This window comes from Aggregicoccus sp. 17bor-14, assembly GCF_009659535.1.
Classification (GTDB): Bacteria; Myxococcota; Myxococcia; order Myxococcales; family Myxococcaceae; genus Aggregicoccus.
The window spans coordinates 127,331-143,138 of record NZ_VJZZ01000004.1 but is presented as its reverse complement, the minus strand read 5'-3'; the positions used below and the strand labels follow the sequence as shown (position 1 = coordinate 143,138).

The window sequence follows — 15,808 nt, the reverse complement described above, 5'->3', positions numbered from 1 at the left end:
GTGCGCCCGGGGGGTACACCCGGAGCAGCCCGCGCGCGGGCGCTCGGGCCCGCGAAGGGCCGTGGAGATGCGCATGCTCAGGCAGCTGTACGAAGACGCGGTGCAGGTGGCGCAGTGCGAGGCCGGGGGCAGCCCGGACGCCCGCCAGGTGCTGCGCACCCTGGCCCTCTCGGACGGGTACACGGTGCTCGCGCTGCAGCGCGTGCGGGCCGCGGCGCGCCTGCTGCCGGGCGCGAACCGCATCCTGCGGCTCGCGCAGACGGCGCTCTACGGCATCGAGATCGGCAAGGACGTGACGCTGGGCAAGGGCGTGTACTTCGTGCACACGCTGGGCATCGTCATCGGCGGGGACGCGCGCATCGGCGACCGCGTGCGCTTCATGGGCAACAACACCGTGGGCACCGCGAAGGACAACGGCTACCCCACGCTCGAGGAGGACGTGGTGGTGGGCTGCGGGGCGCGCATCCTCGGCCCCATCCGCGTGGGGGCCCGCTCGGTCATCGGGGCCAACGCCGTGGTGCTGCACGACGTGCCCCCGGACAGCGTGGTGACGGGCATCCCGGCGAAGGCCCAGCCCAAGGGCGCGCGGGACCCCTACCGCACCGCGCGCTCGGGGACCTGAGCCCGCGTCCCTAGCGGGCGCGCCGCGACTCGCGCAGCGTGCGCAGCAGGATGCCCACGAATTTGGGGTCGTTCACCAGGTAGCGGCGCCACAGGCGGCGCGGCTCCTGCCCGAGCCGGTAGAGCCACTCCAGCCCCGCGCGCGACATCCAGGCCGGGGCGCGCTTCACCCGCCCCGCCACGAAGTCCAGCGAGGCGCCCACGGCCACCGCCACGGCCGGCGCGAGCTGGGCCGCGTGCGCGTGGATCCACAGCTCCTGCTTCGGCGAGCCGAAGGCCACGAGCACCAGGTCCGGCGCGGCGGCGCGCAGGCGCGCGAGCGCCTCGGCGCTCTCGTCGACGGCGCCGGGACGGGCGGCAATGCGCGGCGAGTCCACGCCCACGACCTTCAGTCCCAGCTCCCGCTCGAAGCGCTCGGCGGCCTCCTGGGCCACGCCGGGCCCCGCGCCTAGCAGGTACACGCGCCAGCCGCGCTCGGCGGCGCGCTGCATGAGCGGCCACACCAGGTCCGAGCCCGAGATCTTCTCCGGCAGGGGCGCGCCCAGCGCGCGCGAGGCCCAGAGCAGCGGCGTGCCGTCCACCAGCGAGAGGCTCACCTGCGCGTAGGCCTCGGCGAAGTGCGCGTCCGCGTCCACGTTCACCACGTGGTCCACGTTGGGGGTGAAGACACTGCCCCCCTGGCGTGCGGCCACCAGCGCCTCGATGCGCGCGAGCGCCTCGGGGAAGGTGACGGGATCGATCGTGAGCCGCCCGAGGCGCAGGCGCGGCGCCGCGGGAGCGGCAGGGGGAGGGGAGCGGAGGACCGGGGCGGGAGCGCTCATCGGGAGGTCTTGGGGCGGGCGCTCAGGGTGAGATCGAGCACCGTCATGGAGTAGGGGGGAAGGGTGACGTCGGGGCCGCTCGCGCCGGGGACCTCCGAGGCCGGCAGCTCGCGGAAGCCCGCCGCCTCACCGATGTAGCGGAAGGCGCGCTGCGCGCTCACGCTGCCGCAGGCGCCCAGGTCCAGGCGCCCGCGCGCGGGGCGCTCGGGGTCCAGGTTGAGCAGCACCGCCACCAGGTGCTCGCCGCTCTCGTCGCGCGAGGCGAAGAGCGAGGTGCTCGCGAGGCTCGAGCGCGCCGGCACGGAGAGGTCCTGGAAGCGGCCGCCCTTGCCGTCGAAGTTGCGGTAGGCGCGGAAGGCCCAGAAGGCGGGGGAGTTCTCCGGCGGGTAGGTCCAGTAGAAGGCGGCGTCCAGCCCGTACTGGCCGAAGCGTCCCAGGGCCTCCGCGAGCGCGAGCCCGCCGCTCATGTGCCCCTCGGCGCCGAAGTTGTACTCGCCGATGGAGAGCCCCACGCCGGGCGCGTTCTGGTCCACCCACTCGCGCATGCGCGGGATGAGCCGCACCGGCTCGCCGATCCACGACTCGTCCACGTAGGTGGGATCCCACAGCCCGCGCGTGGAGCGGATGCGCCGCTCGTTGGTGCCGGGGTCGGTCTGCCCGCCCGTGCCCACGCCGATGCCCTTGCCCTGCGGGTAGAAGTGCAGGTCCAGCACGTCCAGCACGCGCACGCCCGTCTGCCGCTCGCTCTCGCGCACCTTGCGCAGGAGCCAGGGCACCAGGGGCACGTTGCCGTGCGCGCGCCGGTCCGGGGCGAGCGTGTAGCTCACCTTCGCGTCCTTCGCCGAGTACAGGTAGTTGGACCAGCCCCACTCGGCCGGCCCCGCGATGACCGCGTCCGGGTCCGCGCGGCGCACCGCCGTGCCGTACGCGAGCGTGCGCTGCAGCAGCTCGTCGTAGGTGACCGGCTCGGGGTGCACGTCCCGGTGGGTCTCGCTCCAGAGCGCCGGCTCGTTGTCCAGGATGTACATGTGCACGCTGCGCGTGCCCTTCTCGGCGTCGCGCTTGCGGATGGCCTTCACCCAGCGGCCGATGAAGTCCGGGCCCGCCGGCACGCTGGTGAGCTCGGGAGGCCCCGGCGCGATGCGCTGGCCCTTGGTGTCCACGCCGTTGCCCGCGTCCGGCACGCTGGGGTCCACCGAGGCCTGCGCGCCGAAGGTGGCCACCGAGAACGCGTGCGAGCTCGTGTCCTTCGCGACCCAGCCGATGGTGGGCACCGTGAGGGCGGTCTGCACGCCCTTCTCGAGGTCCGCATCGAGGAAGCGCGTGTACGAGAAGTTGGGCACGTCCGTGTAGTTCACGTTGCGGAAGTACCAGTCGCTCGCGGTGTTCCAGGCGTTGCCCAGCTCCCAGTTGTAGCGGCTGGTGGCGTTGCCGCCCCAGCGGCGCATGGTGGCGCCCAGCTGCCACTGGTGGATGCTCTGAGCGTCGCGCATCTGGTCGTACGCGATGCCGTAGATGCCCGGCTTGATGCGCTGCGCGGGCGCGCGGCAGTCGAGGGAGAGCTGCACCTCGCGCGGGGCGGCCTGGGGGGCCGCGGCGACCTCGGGGCCGCCCGCGGGCGCGGTGGCGGTGAAGCCCACGCCGTCCACCTCCACGCGCTCGTTTCCCACCTGCTCGGCCGCGCGCAGCACGATGCGGTCGAAGGGGGCGCCCGCGGGGTTGAGCTCCTGCAGGGACAGCCACGCCTCGCTCCAGCCGTCCTTGCCGTCCAGGCGGTGGCGCGGCAGCACGCGCACGTGCGGGAAGTCCGCGCTGCCGCTGCCGTCCAGGCGCACCTCGAGGAAGTCGCCGAAGCCCCTGGGCGCGCGGTAGCGCAGCACCAGCCCCGCGGGCCGGGCGCCGTAGCCCGGCCGGGCGATGATCCACCCGCCCTTGTTGCTGAGGTCCAGGCGCGCGGGCGCGCCGGCCTTCAGCTCGCGCGGCGCCCAGCCGTAGTCCTGCCACTCGCCCTTGAGCCCGGACACGTAGAGGGGCTCGCTGGGGGCCGGCGCCGCCTGGGTGCGCTGGCCCGGCGCGCGCTCGGCCGCCACGGCGCTGCGCCCGCAGGCGAGCGCCAGCGCGAGCAGCACGAGCGCCCGCGCCGCGAGCAACGGGACCGCCCTGCCGCCGCTCGCCGCCGCCTTCATCGCGCCTCCACCGCCGGCACCGTCACGCAGCCGAGGATGCGCTGGCGCCCGAGCAGCTCCAGCGTGCGCTCCGCGCTCGCCACGTCCGCCTGGCCCAGCGTCACCGTGAGCAGCACCGCGTTGGCCGCGAGCGCGAGCGGGATGCCCACCTGGTTCTCCACCACCGCGTCCGCCGCCACCAGCACCATGCCCCCGTTGTCCACGTGGGTGCTCATGTCGATGATGAAGTGCGGCGCGCGCCCCAGCTCCGCGCCGCGCGCGTCGATGACCATGGGCGGGCTGCCGCGGTGCATGCGGGCGACCTCCGCCAGCGCGCGCGTGAGCTCGATGGAGGAGCCGCCCGGGTGGCTGGGCATCACCACCAGCGTGCTCCACGGCTCGCGCAGCAGCGTGAACCACAGCTGCTGCAGCTCGGGGCTGAGCCGGGGGTTGGCCTTCACGGCCGCCGCGAGCGCGAGCGGCTCGGAGCTCGCGGAGAGGGAGGACACGGCCTCGCGTCGCTTCATCATCGGGACTCCCCCTCGCGGGTCGTTCTCACCCACGCACCCTTCGGGTGCTGCGGGCGGCGCAGCAACAGCACCAGCTTCCAGAGCACGTACAGCGGCGCGCACGCCAGGTCCGCAAGGCCGCGCAGCCCCATTCCGGACAGCCACCAGCCGCGCAGCACGTACAGCGTGAGCATGGCCAGGACGGCGCCCCAGGCCCCGAGCGACAGCAGCGCGTGCCCGCCCGCGAGCGAGAGCGCGAGCGCGAGCGCCCCGAGGAGGAGCGCGGGCGCGGCGAGCCACGAGAGCGGCGGGACGAGGATGTCCAGGGCCAGGTCCACCAGCAGGCCCGAGCGCTGCGCGAGGCCGCGGCCGAGCAGCGGCAGCCCGTGCTGGCGCATCAGCTGCAGCCGCCCGCCCTCCCAGCGCCGGCGCTGCGAGCGCGAGCCCTGCTCACCGGCCACCATCTCTCCTAGCACCTTCACCTCGCCGGCGTAGTGCACGCGCTGCCCCGCGAGCCCCAGGCGAAGCCCGTACTCCACGTCCTCCACCACGGAGAAGGCGTCGTGCGGGACCTGGCGCAGCAGCGGGAGCGCGAAGCACATGCCGTTGCCGCGCAGGCCGCAGGAGAGCCCCAGGCGCTCGCGCGCACGGCTGCGCACGTCGTGGAACAGCGCGAAGGCGATGGTGAGCAGGCGCGTGCGCCAGGAGGCATCCGGGTTCTGCACGCCGTACTCTGCCTGCACCGCCCGTGCGCCCGCCTCCAGCCGCGCCGCGAAGGCGTGCAGCAGGCCCGCGGACACCACCGTGTCCGCGTCCACCACCACCACCGCGTCCGCCTGCGCCTCCTCCAGGCTCCGGGCGAAGGCGTACTCGAGCGCGTAGCCCTTGCCGCGGCGCTCGGCGTCGTGGCGCACCAGCACGTGCGCCCCGGCGGCGCGCGCACGCTCGGCGGTGGCGTCCGTGCAGTTGTCCGCCACGACGACGATGCGCCGCAGGGCGGCCGGGTAGTCGAGCGCGGAGAGGTTCGCCACGGTGCGCGCGATGCCCGCCTCCTCGTTGTGCGCGGGCACGACGAGGTCGAAGCGAAGCCGCGCAGGCGCGCGCGCGGGGACCGGCAGCCGGCCCGAGAGCAGGGTGAGCGCGAGCAGGTAGAGCGCGGCGAGCAGCGCCGGCACGGCGAGCAGCAGCAGCGCCATGTCCAGCAGCGGCAGCAGCGAGAGCAGGGTGGGGGACGTCACGCGAGCGACTCCTGGGAAGGGGCGCGGGAGGGAAGGGCGAGCGCGGGCGGGGCGGCGCGCACGCGGCGCTCGGGCCACGCGCCCACCGCCACCGCGAGCTTTCCCGCCACGCTGACGGCTGCGGCCGCGAGGAAGACGCCGGGCCAGCTCTGCAGGCCCATGTCGCCGTAGGCCTGGCAGACGAAGGCGAAGATGGCGGCGATGATGGTGAGCGCCGCGGTGCGGTCGCCGGGCCGGTGCGCGAAGCGGTAGCTGCGCACGGCGAGGAACACCGCCACCAGCAGGGGCGCCCACACGCAGGTGAAGCCCACCAGCCCCCCGAAGGCCCACAGCCCGAGCAGGCTGTTGTGGGGGATGAAGCGGTACTGCGGGAAGAACTGGGAGATGTCGTCCGCGCGCGACTGCTCGACGTACTCGTGCCCCAGCCCCGTGCCGATGAGCGGGTTCTGCTTGAGGGTGATGTACAGGTTGTAGTTCTCGATCTCGCGCGTGGCCGTGGAGCGGTCCGCGTCCGCGGACACGATGGACTTCACCGTCTGCGCCGGCTTGAAGATGCCCGCGCTCGAGTTCCAGCCCACCGCCAGGTAGAGCGGCACCAGGGGCACCATCAGCAGCACGGCGCGCGTGGCGAGCCGCTTCACCGCGTTCCAGGGCAACAGGAAGTAGAGCGTCGCGAGCGCGAGGACGATCTCCACGTACACGATGCGGCGGTTGTTCACGAACATGCCCACGGCAAGCACCGGCAGCACGCCGAGCACGCCGAGCCAGCCGGTGAGGTCGCGCCGCTCGTTCCAGCGCACGAGGAGCATCACCACCGCGGTGGCGTAGATCACCGAGTCCGAGTGCATGGTCGCGTGCTGCGGCCGGATGTTCAGGGGCCCGTAGATCACCTTGTAGATGTAGAGCCCCAGCAGGGCCTTCCACACCGCGCAGCCCACCAGGATGAGCGCGATGGCGCGGTGATCCTTCGGCCCGCGCATGGTCGCCTGGAAGAGGTAGGCGAGCAGCGGCAGGAACAGCATCTGGCGCATCTGCCACAGCGAGTTGCGGAAGTCGCCCCCGCGCCCGATGCCCCACAGCTCCATGAACACCACGCCCAGGATGGCGAGCAGCAGCACGGGACCCACGCAGCTCGCCGTCTGCACGCCGCGCGCCCCGTCCACGTCCTGGCGCATGGCCTTGCGGTAGAAGACGAGGAACAGCGCCCCGACGACGACGAGGTCCATGCCGCTGAAGCGCAGCGCCCCGATGCCGGTCACGTTGTTGAGGTTGTCGAAGAGGACCTGACCGAGCGGGTAGAGGGGCGTGGTGAAGCGCCCGTTGCCCGGGCGCTCGGAGGGGACCTCCAGCGCGAGCGCGAGCGCGAGCAGCACCAGCAGCGGCCCCCGCAGGGGCACCTTCCACAGCACCCAGAGCAGCCCGAGCCCCGCCACCGGCGCGAGCGCGAACAGGGGCTGGCCCCCGCCCACCACCAGCGCGGCGCAGGTCGCGAGCGTGAGCAGCACCACGAGCGCCGCGAAGCGCACCGGGTGGCTGGGCGCCTCACTCACCACCGCCGCAGCTCTCCGAGCACCGGCAGCCCCAGCGAGCGCTCCAGCTGCCAGCGCTCGAGGAGGCGGCGGCTGCGCAGGTCCGCGGCGATGCAGCAGAACAGCGCGAGCGCGAGCCCGCCCACGATGCCGCCCAGCACCATCACGATGGGGTTGGGCTTGAGCGCCTTCTTGGGCACCTGCGCGGGGTCGATGACGCTGTAGCGGTACTTGAAGGCCGCGCGCGCCGTGTCCAGCTCGATGCGGGCCGCGTCGATGCGGTCCAGCAGCTCCTCGTACTTGTTCGTGGCGATGCGCAGCCTCGACTGCGAGTACTCCTCGGTGTCCTTCGCGCTCAGGGTCGCGGGCGCGCGCTGCAGCTCTCCCTCGGGGCCGGCCACCGTGGGGCCGGTGGGCACGGCGCTCGAGGCGGGGACCAGGGCGTCCGGGTCTCTGCCTGCGCGCCGCGTGTACTCCTCGCGCAGCTCGCGCTCCTCGCGCCGCAGCGCGGACATCTGGGGCGAGTCGGTGTTGAGCGCCTCGATGCTCTCGCGGGTGCTCACGATGAGCGGGTGCGCGTCCGCGTAGGTGCGCCGCTGCTCGAGCAGCTGCGACTCGAGCTCCGCGAGCCGGCGGCGGCGGAAGTCCTCCAGGTCCGAGAGCGCGCGGCGCTTGGCGGCGAGCATCACCTTGAGCTGGGCGAGGTCCTGCTCGGCGGTGCGCGCGGCCGAGCCCTCCGGCGCTCGCGCGCGGGCGGCCACGGGCTTGCGCGCCTCGCGGCTGCGCTGCATGTCCTCCATCGTGTTCTCGATGCTCTCCTGCACGCTGCTCGCGTGCCCCTCGAGGATGGAGATGGCCTCGGCGATGGTGGAGATCTCCGAGGCGTGGCGCGCCTCGAGGAAGTTCTGCTGCGCGGCGCCGATGAGCCGGTACGCCATCTGCGCGTCCTGCCAGTCGATGGCGATGGTGACGGTGCCCTCGCCCGTCTGCACCGAGAGCTTCTTGCCCAGCAGCCCCACCAGCGCGTCCAGCTGGTCCTCCTCGTCCATGGGGCCGCGCACCATCTGGCTCACGCTGTCGCGCAGGCGCTGGATGGGCGCGCGGTGGGTGCGCCAGTGCTCGAGCAGGTTGGTCTGGCGGATGAGCGCCACCAGGTTGTCGCGGCGCATCACCGTCTCCGAGGCGGCGCGCGTGGGCGCGTCTGCGTCACCCGGCATGGAGCGGCGCGGGTTGCCCAGCGCGGCGATCACCTGGTTGCGCTGCGCGAGGATGCGCACCTCGGTGTGGAAGGTCTTGGGCATGGCCCAGAGCGCGGCCACCGCCGTGCCCAGCACCGCGAGGAACACGGCGGTGGCGAGCAGCTTGTGGCGCCCCGGCGCGCGCAGGGCGAAGCCCACGTAGTCGCGCAGGATCTGGTAGTCGAAGAGGTCCGCGGACTCGGAGGCGGCGGCGGAGGGCGGCGTGGAGGGCATCATGGGGCAGAGCGATCCGCGCGGGAGGGGGGCACCAGCGCCCGCACCTGCTCCGCGAAATGGGCCCGGGTGAAGGGCTTGGTCAGGTAGGCGGAGGCGCCGGCCTCCTCGGCGTGCGCGCGGTCCAGCGGGAGCGTGCGCGCGCTCACCACCATGATCGGCACCTCGCGGAACTCCGGGTGCTGCCGGATGAACTGGCAGACCTGGTAGCCGGAGAAGCGCGGCAGCATCAGGTCCAGGCACACCAGCGCCGGGGGCGCCGCGCCCAGCAGGCGGATCGCCTCCTGGCCGTCCGAGGCCTCCGCCACCTCGAAGTTCAGCTCCTCGAGGTAGACGCGCATCAGCTTGCGGATGGAGGGCGCGTCCTCGACGACGAGCGCGCGGGGGCGGGGACTGGACATGGCTTCACCACGAACCGGCATCAGGCAACCCGTGGGTAGACGAACAGGACCGCCAGCACGTACAGGACGTGGAAGGCGAGGATGAGCAGCACCAGCCGCTTGAGGCCGTACACGGCGCGCTTCTCGCGCGCGGCGAGCATCGCGAGCACGATGGGCACGACCACGATGGAGATGAGGATCACCTTGCCCATGGCCTAGAGCGCCTCGTGCGTGAGCAGGGTGAGGGTGAGGAAGGCGCCGGCGTCGAAGCGGCGCAGGGCCGTGCCGTCCGCGAGCGTGCGCCGGTCCCACGCGCCGCGCACGCCGGCCGAGAGCGCGAGCGCCTTGTCCTTCTGGAACGTGGCGCCGGCCTCCAGCGTGGCGAGCGTGTTGCCCTGGCCCGCCCCGGACTGCAGCGCGCGCGCCAGCCCCGCGCGCGAGCCCAGCTGCACCCAGGGGTGCGGAGACCAGGCGAGCGCGAGGTCTCCCTCGGCGCGGCCGTAGGCCTCGCCGCTCACCCGGTCGATGAAGGGCGCGTAGCGCGCGGCGGCGCGCAGGGTGAGCGGGTGCACGCTGAGCTGCGGCGCGTAGCCGAGCGAGGCCGCGGCCACCGGCAGCGCGCGCGTGCCCGCCGCGGGCTGCGCGGGACTCGTCGAGCGCAGCGCCGCGCCGCCCAGCGCGAGCTCCCCGTCCAGCGCGTGCGCGAGCTGGCGGCGCCAGCCCTGGGCGAGCGTCACGGTGAGGGCGCTCTCGTCGGTGGAGAAGGTGGTCTGGGTGGCGCTCGCCACGGTCTCCAGCTGGTCGCGCCGGGTGAGGTCGTGGCTGAGCCGCGCCTCGGCGGAGGGGCCGTGCTGCAAGGGCAGCGCCGCGCGCGCCTCCTCGGCGAGACTGCCGCTCACCTGGTAGCGCGCGCCCAGCGACAGGCGCGTGCGCAGGCTGAGCGCGCGGCTCCACGCGAGGCCGGTGTCCGTGGACAGGTAGCGCGGCACGGAGGTGAGCGGCCGCCCCTCGAGCCCGGGCGCTTCACCGTTGAGCGGATCCGCGGGATCGCTGGCGGAGAGCGGGTCGAACTGGTTCACGCCGTAGCTCACCTGCTCCACCGCGCGCAGCTGCGAGATGGGGCTCAGGGCCCAGGTGGCCTCGAGCGCGCCCACGTGCAGCACGTTGGGAGAGGTCACGGCGAGCCCCGGGGCTCCCGCATCGACCGAGATGAGCAGGCGCGGCGCGTAGCGCACCGCCAAGGTGAGCGTCTCGTGGGTGTGCTCGAGCGCGAGCGCCGGCACCAGCTCCAGGTCCGCGCCGCGCGAGCCCGAGGGGCGGCTGCGCAGCTCGGCGCGCAGGCCCGCCTCGTACGCGCTTCCCACGCTGCCGCTCGCGAGCGCGAGCGGCACGATCGCGAGCGGGGTCCACATGGCTACTCCACCACGACCACGTCGCCGCTCTGCAAGCGGAACGCGGCAGCCCTCCCCTCGGCCGTGGTGAGCGCCTCGTACTTGAAGCGGATGCGGCGCGGCGGGCTGCCCGGGCGCAGCACGAAGATGGCGTCATGGTCCGCGAAGGGGGTGAGCCCCCCGGCGCTCGCCAGCGCGGGCAGCACGCCGGGGTTGCTGCGCTCCACCTGCACCAGGCCCGGGCGCGCGACCTCGCCCATCACCGAGACGGTGAAGGGGCGCGGCTCCTCGAGCGCCACGGTGACCACGGGGTTGGCGAAGTAGTCCTTGAGCCGCGTCTGCAGCTGCTGCGCGAGCACCGGCGGCGTGTAGCCCACCACCTGCACGTCCTGCAGGAAGGGCAGGGAGATCTTGCCGTCCTCGCGCACCCGCGCCCGGGCGCTCATCCCCTCCTGGCCGAACACGCGCACGCTCAGGGTGTCCCCGCGCACGATCTGGTACTCGGAGGCCTCGGGCTCGGGCGCCACCTGGTCCACCCAGGTGTAGGCCCCCGCGTGCTTGCAGCCCGAGAGCAGCGCGAGCAGCCCGAGCGCGAGCCCGAATGCGCTCCGCGCACGGCCCTGGCTACGGCCCGGGCCCTTGCCCGCGCCATGCGCTGCCGTTCCCTGCTGCACCAACCTGCTCATGGGCTCCGCCCCCGAAAGAAAGATGCTGCCTCAGTACCACGCGCCCAGAGGGGGACGGAAGCCGCCCCGGGGTCTAGCTCGCCCCGCGTCCGGTAAGCACCACCGGAACTGTCTTCAAGATGAGACCGATGTCCTGGGAGAGGCTCCAGTGGTCGATGTACTGCATGTCCAGGTACATCCAGTCTTCGAAGGAGATCTGGTTGCGCCCGCTCACCTGCCAGATACAGGTGAGGCCGGGGCGCACCGAGAGCCGGCGGCGCTGCCAGGGCTCGTACTGGGCGACCTCCGCGGGCACCGGAGGGCGGGGACCCACCACGCTCATGTCGCCGCGCAGCACGTTGATGAGCTGGGGCAGCTCGTCGATGGAGTACTTGCGGATGAAGCGGCCGATGCCCGTGATGCGCGGGTCGTTCTTCATCTTGAAGACCGGGCCGGTCTGCTCGTTCTGAGCGGCGAGCCGCGCCTTGAGCTCCTCGGCGTTGACCACCATGGAGCGGAACTTGAGCATGTGGAAGGGGCGGCCGTGCACGCCGGCGCGCACCTGCTTGAAGAAGACGGGGCCGCGGCTGGTGAGCTTGATGGCCAGCGCCACCACCGCGAGCAGCGGCAGGAGCAGCCAGAGCGCGAGGCCCGAGGCCACGATGTCGAAGAGCCGCTTGAGCGCGTGCTGCGTGGGCTTGGTGTCGGACTGGGCGTAGTGCAGGTAGCCGTCCAGCACGGCGCGCGGGTCCGCGAGGCGCGCGCGGTCCAGGCGGAACTCGTACGCGGGCAGCGCGAAGGGCACGCCGTAGGTCTCGCAGGTGCGGATGGTGGCCTGCATCGCCTCGCCCTGACGGGTGGCGCTGCCGGCGATGTACACCTCCGCCACGGCCTTCTCGGCGAGGATGCGGCCGAGGTCCGTGCTGCTGCCCAGCACCGGCGCGCGCAGCAGCTGCGGCGCCACCGCCTCGCCCGGCAGGCTGAGGAAGCCGACCACCTGGCGGCGGCTGCCCGGGGTGGCGAGGTTGTCCGCGGTCGCCCGGCCCAGCGCGCCCACGCCCACCACCAGCACCTCGTCCAGCGGCGCCTCGCGCGCCCACAGCGGGCGGATGCCCAGCACGCGCACGCACAGCGTGACCGGCCAGAGGACCGCGAAGAAGATGCCCAGCGCGGGCAGCGACGCGGGCGGGGCCGCCAGGCTCCCCACCAGCAGCACCGTCGCCTCGGCGAGCGCGAGCACCGTCACCATGGCCGCGTCGTCCAGGCGATCACGCCCCATGCTGCGCGCGTAGTGGCGCAGCGCGATGCTCGTCACCACCCACACCCCGAGTGCGACCACCGCGAAGCTCACGGTGGCCGGCTCTGCGAGCGCGGCCGACAGGCTGCTGCCCGGCGTCGCGAGCACGATGGCGAAGAGCAGCGTCAGCACGTCGAGGATCAGATTGACCTTCGCGGCTGCACCCGGTGCGACGGTGCCAATGGACGACGACATACGTTCCCCCCCTTTGGAGTCCCGATCAGCCCGGGTTTCCCCTCTGTGTGTCGAAGTCAGACGTTTGCCGTACAGGCGTAATCGACTCACATTGGCGCCTGTGTAGCACCGTGCGCGTCGCGGTGGGAACGGGGGGGAGATGTAGATTCCCCAACGTCCTCGATAAATCTAATGCGCCCGGTAAGTGATGCTTTTTATGGCTTTGGCGGCTTTTTTGCGCCTCAATGATTGCGGGCAGGTAGCCGAGCCCCTGTCATCCGAGCCTCACGCGGTGTGAAGGCGCCGCCCGGGCACGCCGTGTGGACTAGAGGTAGAAGCGGTCCACGACGCCCGCGGTGCGCTGCAGGATGGCGCTCCAGCCCACCCAGCCGTCCACGCCCACCACGGGGCGCTGCGGGTCAGCGCCGACCGCGGCGAGCGAGCCGGTACAGGCGTGCACCGAGGCCCGGCCGGACTCGCGCACGTGCTCGAGCAGGGCGCGGCAGGTGGGCGCTCCGCGCGCCTCGAGCCGGTCCGCCACGTCCTCGTGCTCCGGGCCGAAGTCCGGCTCGTCCAGCGCGCCCCTCACGAAGCGCTCGAGCGCCCACCAGAAGAGGTAGAGCTCCACGGGGCGTCCGGCCGCCACGGCCGCTGCCGCGATGGAGAGCCCCTGGTGCACGCGATCGTAGTCGCCGCTGTGCAGGAAGACGGCGACCTTGCTGGCTGCGGCGGGGGGCGGGGACGGAGGCAGGGGAGTGCTCGCGGACACGCGCCCCTCTTAACACCGCGACTGCAGGCGCGGGGGGGACGCGCCGCAGGCCGCGGGACACGCCGGGGCAGGGCGGCGGACGAGCGCTGCGGCGAGCCCCATCCCTTTGGCTTGCACGCCCCTCCCTCGCTTGCTAGGAATCCCTCGGCCTATCAGGCACTTAGCCGCATCGCGCGGCCGCGTTCGACATCAGAGGGACAGACCCCGGACGGCCGGCGCCGCGCGAGCCCGAGGGGCGCGAGCGGGGCCCGGTGGGGACAGACGAGCATGGGTGAGGAGACCACAGCCAGGCGCAAGGACGCGCACCTCGACCTCTGCGCGAGCGGGGACGTGGAGCCGGCGCAGAACCGCACCCTGCTCGAGTGCGTGCACCTGGTCCACTGCGCCATGCCGGAGATGGCGGTGGAGGACGTGGACCTCTCCACGGAGTTCCTCGGCAAGCGCCTGCGCTCCCCGCTGCTCATCACCGGGATGACGGGCGGCACCGAGCGGGCGGGCCAGGTGAACCGGGACATGGCCGAGCTCGCCGAGCGCCACGGGCTCGCGTTCGGGGTGGGCAGCCAGCGCGCCATGAGCGAGGCGCCCGAGCGCGCCGCCTCCTACCAGGTGCGCAGCGTGGCCCCCACGGCGGTGGTGCTGGGCAACATCGGGCTCTACCAGGCGGTGCGGCTGGGCGTAGACGGGGTGCGGCGGCTGGGAGACAGCATCGGGGCGGACGGCATGGCCCTGCACCTCAACGCGGGCCAGGAGCTCACCCAGCCGGAGGGCGACCGGGACTTCCGCGGCGGCTACGAGATCGTGGGCCAGCTGGTGCGCGCCTTCGGTGACCGGCTCCTGGTGAAGGAGACGGGCTGCGGCATCGGCCCGGACGTGGCGCGCCGCCTCTGCGAGCTGGGCGTGCGCCACCTGGACGTCTCGGGGCTGGGCGGCACCAGCTGGGTGCGGGTGGAGCAGCTGCGCGCGGCCGGTCAGCTCGCCGAGCTGGGCGCGGCCTTCAGCGGCTGGGGCATCCCCACGGCCGCCGCCATCGCCAGCGTGCGCCGCGCGGTGGGACCGGAGCCGCGGCTCGTGGCGTCGGGCGGGCTGCGCACTGGCCTGGATCTCGCAAAGGTGCTCGCCCTGGGAGCGGACGTGGGCGGCATGGCGCTGCCGCTGTTCCGCGCCCAGCAGGCGGGAGGGCTCGCGGGGGCGGAAGCCGCCCTGCAGGTCATCCTCGCGGGCCTGCGCCAGGCCTTCGTGCTGACGGGTTGCAGAAGGCCAGCTGATCTGAGGGAGCGGCCGAGGGTGCTGACCGGTGAGTTGAAGGAGTGGCTCTCGGCGCTATAGAGAGGCGCCCGGCGCTGGCGTCCGTACAGTCCGTAGACCGCAGTGTGTAGAGGGTGGGAAGGAAACCATGTCTGACACCGTGACGTCCCGGCTCTCCGGGTTCCACAAGCTGCCGATGGACGAGCGGCTCGCCCAGCTCGGCCGGATGTTCCGGCTGACGCCGGAGGAGCTGGCGCAGCTTCAGGGAACGGAGGGCCTGGAGGCGACGCTCGCCAACCAGATGATCGAGAACGCGGTGGGGACCTTCTCCCTGCCGCTGGGGCTCGGTCTGAACATGAGCGTCAACGGGCGCGACTACATCGTGCCGATGGCGGTGGAGGAGCCCTCGGTGGTCGCGGCGGTGTCCTTCGCGGCCAAGATCGTGCGCGAGGCAGGCGGCTTCGTGGCCGAGGCCGACGAGTCGATGATGATCGGCCAGGTGCAGGTGACGCGCTACGGCGACCCCACCGAGGCCACGAAGAAGATCCTCGCGCACAAGGAGCACATCCTCGCGCTCGCCAACAGCTTCCACCCGCAGATGGTGCGGCGCGGCGGCGGGGCGAAGGACGTGGAGGTGCGCGTGCTGCCGGCGCCCGAGGGCCCGCGCGGCGAGCCGCTGCTCATCGTGCACGTGGTCATCGACACGCAGGAGGCGATGGGGGCCAACCTCATCAACACGGTGGCCGAGGGCGTGGCGCCCTTCATCGAGCAGATCACCGGCGGCAAGGTGTACCTGCGCATCCTCTCCAACCTCGCGGACCGCCGGCTCGCGCGCGCCACCTGCCGCATCCCGGTGCCGCTGCTCGCGGACTTCGACATGCCGGGCGAGGCCATCGCGGAGGGCATCGCGCAGGCGAGCCGCTTCGCGCAGGCGGACCCCTACCGCGCCGCCACGCACAACAAGGGCGTGATGAACGGCATCGACTCGGTGGCCATCGCCACCGGGCAGGACTGGCGCGCGATCGAGGCGGGGGCGCACGCCTTCGCCTGCCGCGACGGGCAGTACCGCCCGCTGTCCAACTGGTTCCTCGAGGAGGGGCACCTGGTGGGCCGCATCGAGCTGCCGCTCGCGCTGGGCACGGTGGGTGGCCCCATCAAGGTGCACCCCGGCGTGCAGGTGGCGCTCAAGCTGCTGCGCACCACGAGCGTGCGCGAGCTGTCCATGGTGTTCGCCGCGGTGGGGCTCGCGCAGAACTTCGCCGCCCTGCGCGCGCTGGGCAGCGTGGGCATCCAGAAGGGCCACATGGCCCTGCACGCGCGCTGCGTGGCCGTGACGGCGGGCGCGCGCGGCGACTGGGTGGAGAAGATCGCGAACCTGCTGGTGAAGGCGGGCCACGTGAAGGTGGAGAAGGCCCGCGAGATCATCGCCGCGCTGCCGGCCGAGGAGGCCGCGGCCGCCACCGGCACCGGGTGATTCCGGTCCCGATTCCGGTCCAACGCCTGCCGGGGATGGGGTAAAGGGCGCGGGTAGC

Annotated in this window: 15 protein-coding genes; 3 read left to right on the top strand and 12 right to left on the bottom strand. The window is 73.2% G+C overall.

Going from position 1 to position 15,808, the window contains the following annotated elements; all coding sequences use genetic code 11:
- Window positions 1-73: 73 nt before the first annotated feature.
- Window positions 74-622 (top strand): serine O-acetyltransferase EpsC, encoded by a 549-nt coding sequence (epsC, locus tag FGE12_RS09350; protein WP_153866064.1) that lies wholly within the window; start codon window positions 74-76, stop codon window positions 620-622.
- 10 nt (window positions 623-632) lie between these two features.
- Here the strand turns inward: epsC and FGE12_RS09345 are convergent, their stop codons facing one another.
- The 12 genes from FGE12_RS09345 to FGE12_RS09290 all read right to left on the bottom strand — a co-directional run bounded on the left by FGE12_RS09345 (window position 633) and on the right by FGE12_RS09290 (window position 13,031).
- Window positions 633-1,442 (bottom strand): WecB/TagA/CpsF family glycosyltransferase, encoded by an 810-nt coding sequence (locus FGE12_RS09345; protein ID WP_153866063.1) that lies wholly within the window; start codon window positions 1,440-1,442, stop codon window positions 633-635.
- Window positions 1,439-3,628, bottom strand: coding sequence for a glycoside hydrolase family 44 protein (locus FGE12_RS09340; RefSeq protein ID WP_153866062.1), 2,190 nt, complete (start codon window positions 3,626-3,628; stop codon window positions 1,439-1,441). Before FGE12_RS09340 ends, FGE12_RS09345 begins: the two co-directional genes overlap by 4 nt.
- Window positions 3,625-4,137 carry a hypothetical protein gene (locus FGE12_RS09335; RefSeq protein ID WP_153866061.1) on the bottom strand — a complete coding sequence of 171 codons (513 nt, stop codon included), beginning with the start codon at window positions 4,135-4,137 and terminating at the stop codon, window positions 3,625-3,627. The genes FGE12_RS09340 and FGE12_RS09335 overlap by 4 nt, the downstream gene beginning before the upstream one ends.
- Window positions 4,134-5,312: a glycosyltransferase family 2 protein gene (locus FGE12_RS09330; protein WP_194797784.1), complete on the bottom strand. Its 1,179-nt coding sequence runs from the start codon at window positions 5,310-5,312 to the stop codon at window positions 4,134-4,136. The genes FGE12_RS09335 and FGE12_RS09330 overlap by 4 nt, the downstream gene beginning before the upstream one ends.
- Before the next feature lie 38 nt (window positions 5,313-5,350).
- A complete protein-coding gene (locus FGE12_RS30905) occupies window positions 5,351-6,904 on the bottom strand; it encodes an O-antigen ligase family protein (protein ID WP_153866060.1) in 1,554 nt (517 codons plus the stop codon).
- Entirely contained in the window at window positions 6,901-8,358 is a 1,458-nt protein-coding gene (locus FGE12_RS09320; protein ID WP_153866059.1) for a chain-length determining protein, read from the bottom strand. The genes FGE12_RS30905 and FGE12_RS09320 overlap by 4 nt, the downstream gene beginning before the upstream one ends.
- The gene (locus FGE12_RS09315; RefSeq protein WP_153866058.1) at window positions 8,355-8,756 is read right to left on the bottom strand and encodes a response regulator; all 402 of its coding nucleotides are present in this window, start codon (window positions 8,754-8,756) and stop codon (window positions 8,355-8,357) included. Before FGE12_RS09315 ends, FGE12_RS09320 begins: the two co-directional genes overlap by 4 nt.
- Window positions 8,757-8,776: 20 nt before the next feature.
- A complete protein-coding gene (locus tag FGE12_RS09310) occupies window positions 8,777-8,947 on the bottom strand; it encodes a hypothetical protein (RefSeq protein ID WP_153866057.1) in 171 nt (56 codons plus the stop codon).
- A 3-nt stretch (window positions 8,948-8,950) separates the two neighbouring features.
- Window positions 8,951-10,147, bottom strand: coding sequence for a hypothetical protein (locus FGE12_RS09305; RefSeq protein WP_153866056.1), 1,197 nt, complete (start codon window positions 10,145-10,147; stop codon window positions 8,951-8,953).
- Window positions 10,148-10,149: 2 nt separating this feature from the next.
- Window positions 10,150-10,812, bottom strand: coding sequence for a polysaccharide biosynthesis/export family protein (locus FGE12_RS09300; protein WP_153866055.1), 663 nt, complete (start codon window positions 10,810-10,812; stop codon window positions 10,150-10,152).
- A 73-nt stretch (window positions 10,813-10,885) separates the two neighbouring features.
- Window positions 10,886-12,283 (bottom strand): sugar transferase, encoded by a 1,398-nt coding sequence (locus tag FGE12_RS09295; RefSeq protein ID WP_153866054.1) that lies wholly within the window; start codon window positions 12,281-12,283, stop codon window positions 10,886-10,888.
- Window positions 12,284-12,587: 304 nt separating this feature from the next.
- Window positions 12,588-13,031: a hypothetical protein gene (locus FGE12_RS09290; RefSeq protein ID WP_370458932.1), complete on the bottom strand. Its 444-nt coding sequence runs from the start codon at window positions 13,029-13,031 to the stop codon at window positions 12,588-12,590.
- Between the two features lie 267 nt (window positions 13,032-13,298).
- Here FGE12_RS09290 and fni point away from each other — a divergent pair, with 267 nt between their 5' ends.
- Together fni and FGE12_RS09280 are read left to right on the top strand one after the other, a co-directional pair.
- Entirely contained in the window at window positions 13,299-14,357 is a 1,059-nt protein-coding gene (gene fni, locus FGE12_RS09285; protein ID WP_153866053.1) for a type 2 isopentenyl-diphosphate Delta-isomerase, read from the top strand.
- Window positions 14,358-14,424: 67 nt separating this feature from the next.
- A complete protein-coding gene (locus tag FGE12_RS09280; protein WP_153866052.1) occupies window positions 14,425-15,750 on the top strand; it encodes a hydroxymethylglutaryl-CoA reductase, degradative in 1,326 nt (441 codons plus the stop codon).
- Window positions 15,751-15,808: the final 58 nt, after the last annotated feature.

Bases quoted from the DNA above. Each gene is read 5' to 3' on its own strand.
- epsC (WP_153866064.1), top strand. From the start codon at position 74: ATGCTCAGGCAGCTGTACGAAGACGCGGTGCAGGTGGCGCAGTGCGAG.
- FGE12_RS09345 (WP_153866063.1), bottom strand. From the start codon at position 1,442: ATGAGCGCTCCCGCCCCGGTCCTCCGCTCCCCTCCCCCTGCCGCTCCC.
- FGE12_RS09340 (WP_153866062.1), bottom strand. From the start codon at position 3,628: ATGAAGGCGGCGGCGAGCGGCGGCAGGGCGGTCCCGTTGCTCGCGGCG.
- FGE12_RS09335 (WP_153866061.1), bottom strand. From the start codon at position 4,137: ATGATGAAGCGACGCGAGGCCGTGTCCTCCCTCTCCGCGAGCTCCGAG.
- FGE12_RS09330 (WP_194797784.1), bottom strand. From the start codon at position 5,312: ATGGCGCTGCTGCTGCTCGCCGTGCCGGCGCTGCTCGCCGCGCTCTAC.
- FGE12_RS09320 (WP_153866059.1), bottom strand. From the start codon at position 8,358: ATGATGCCCTCCACGCCGCCCTCCGCCGCCGCCTCCGAGTCCGCGGAC.
- FGE12_RS09315 (WP_153866058.1), bottom strand. From the start codon at position 8,756: ATGTCCAGTCCCCGCCCCCGCGCGCTCGTCGTCGAGGACGCGCCCTCC.
- FGE12_RS09310 (WP_153866057.1), bottom strand. From the start codon at position 8,947: ATGGGCAAGGTGATCCTCATCTCCATCGTGGTCGTGCCCATCGTGCTC.
- FGE12_RS09305 (WP_153866056.1), bottom strand. From the start codon at position 10,147: ATGTGGACCCCGCTCGCGATCGTGCCGCTCGCGCTCGCGAGCGGCAGC.
- FGE12_RS09300 (WP_153866055.1), bottom strand. From the start codon at position 10,812: ATGAGCAGGTTGGTGCAGCAGGGAACGGCAGCGCATGGCGCGGGCAAG.
- FGE12_RS09295 (WP_153866054.1), bottom strand. From the start codon at position 12,283: ATGTCGTCGTCCATTGGCACCGTCGCACCGGGTGCAGCCGCGAAGGTC.
- fni (WP_153866053.1), top strand. From the start codon at position 13,299: ATGGGTGAGGAGACCACAGCCAGGCGCAAGGACGCGCACCTCGACCTC.
- FGE12_RS09280 (WP_153866052.1), top strand. From the start codon at position 14,425: ATGTCTGACACCGTGACGTCCCGGCTCTCCGGGTTCCACAAGCTGCCG.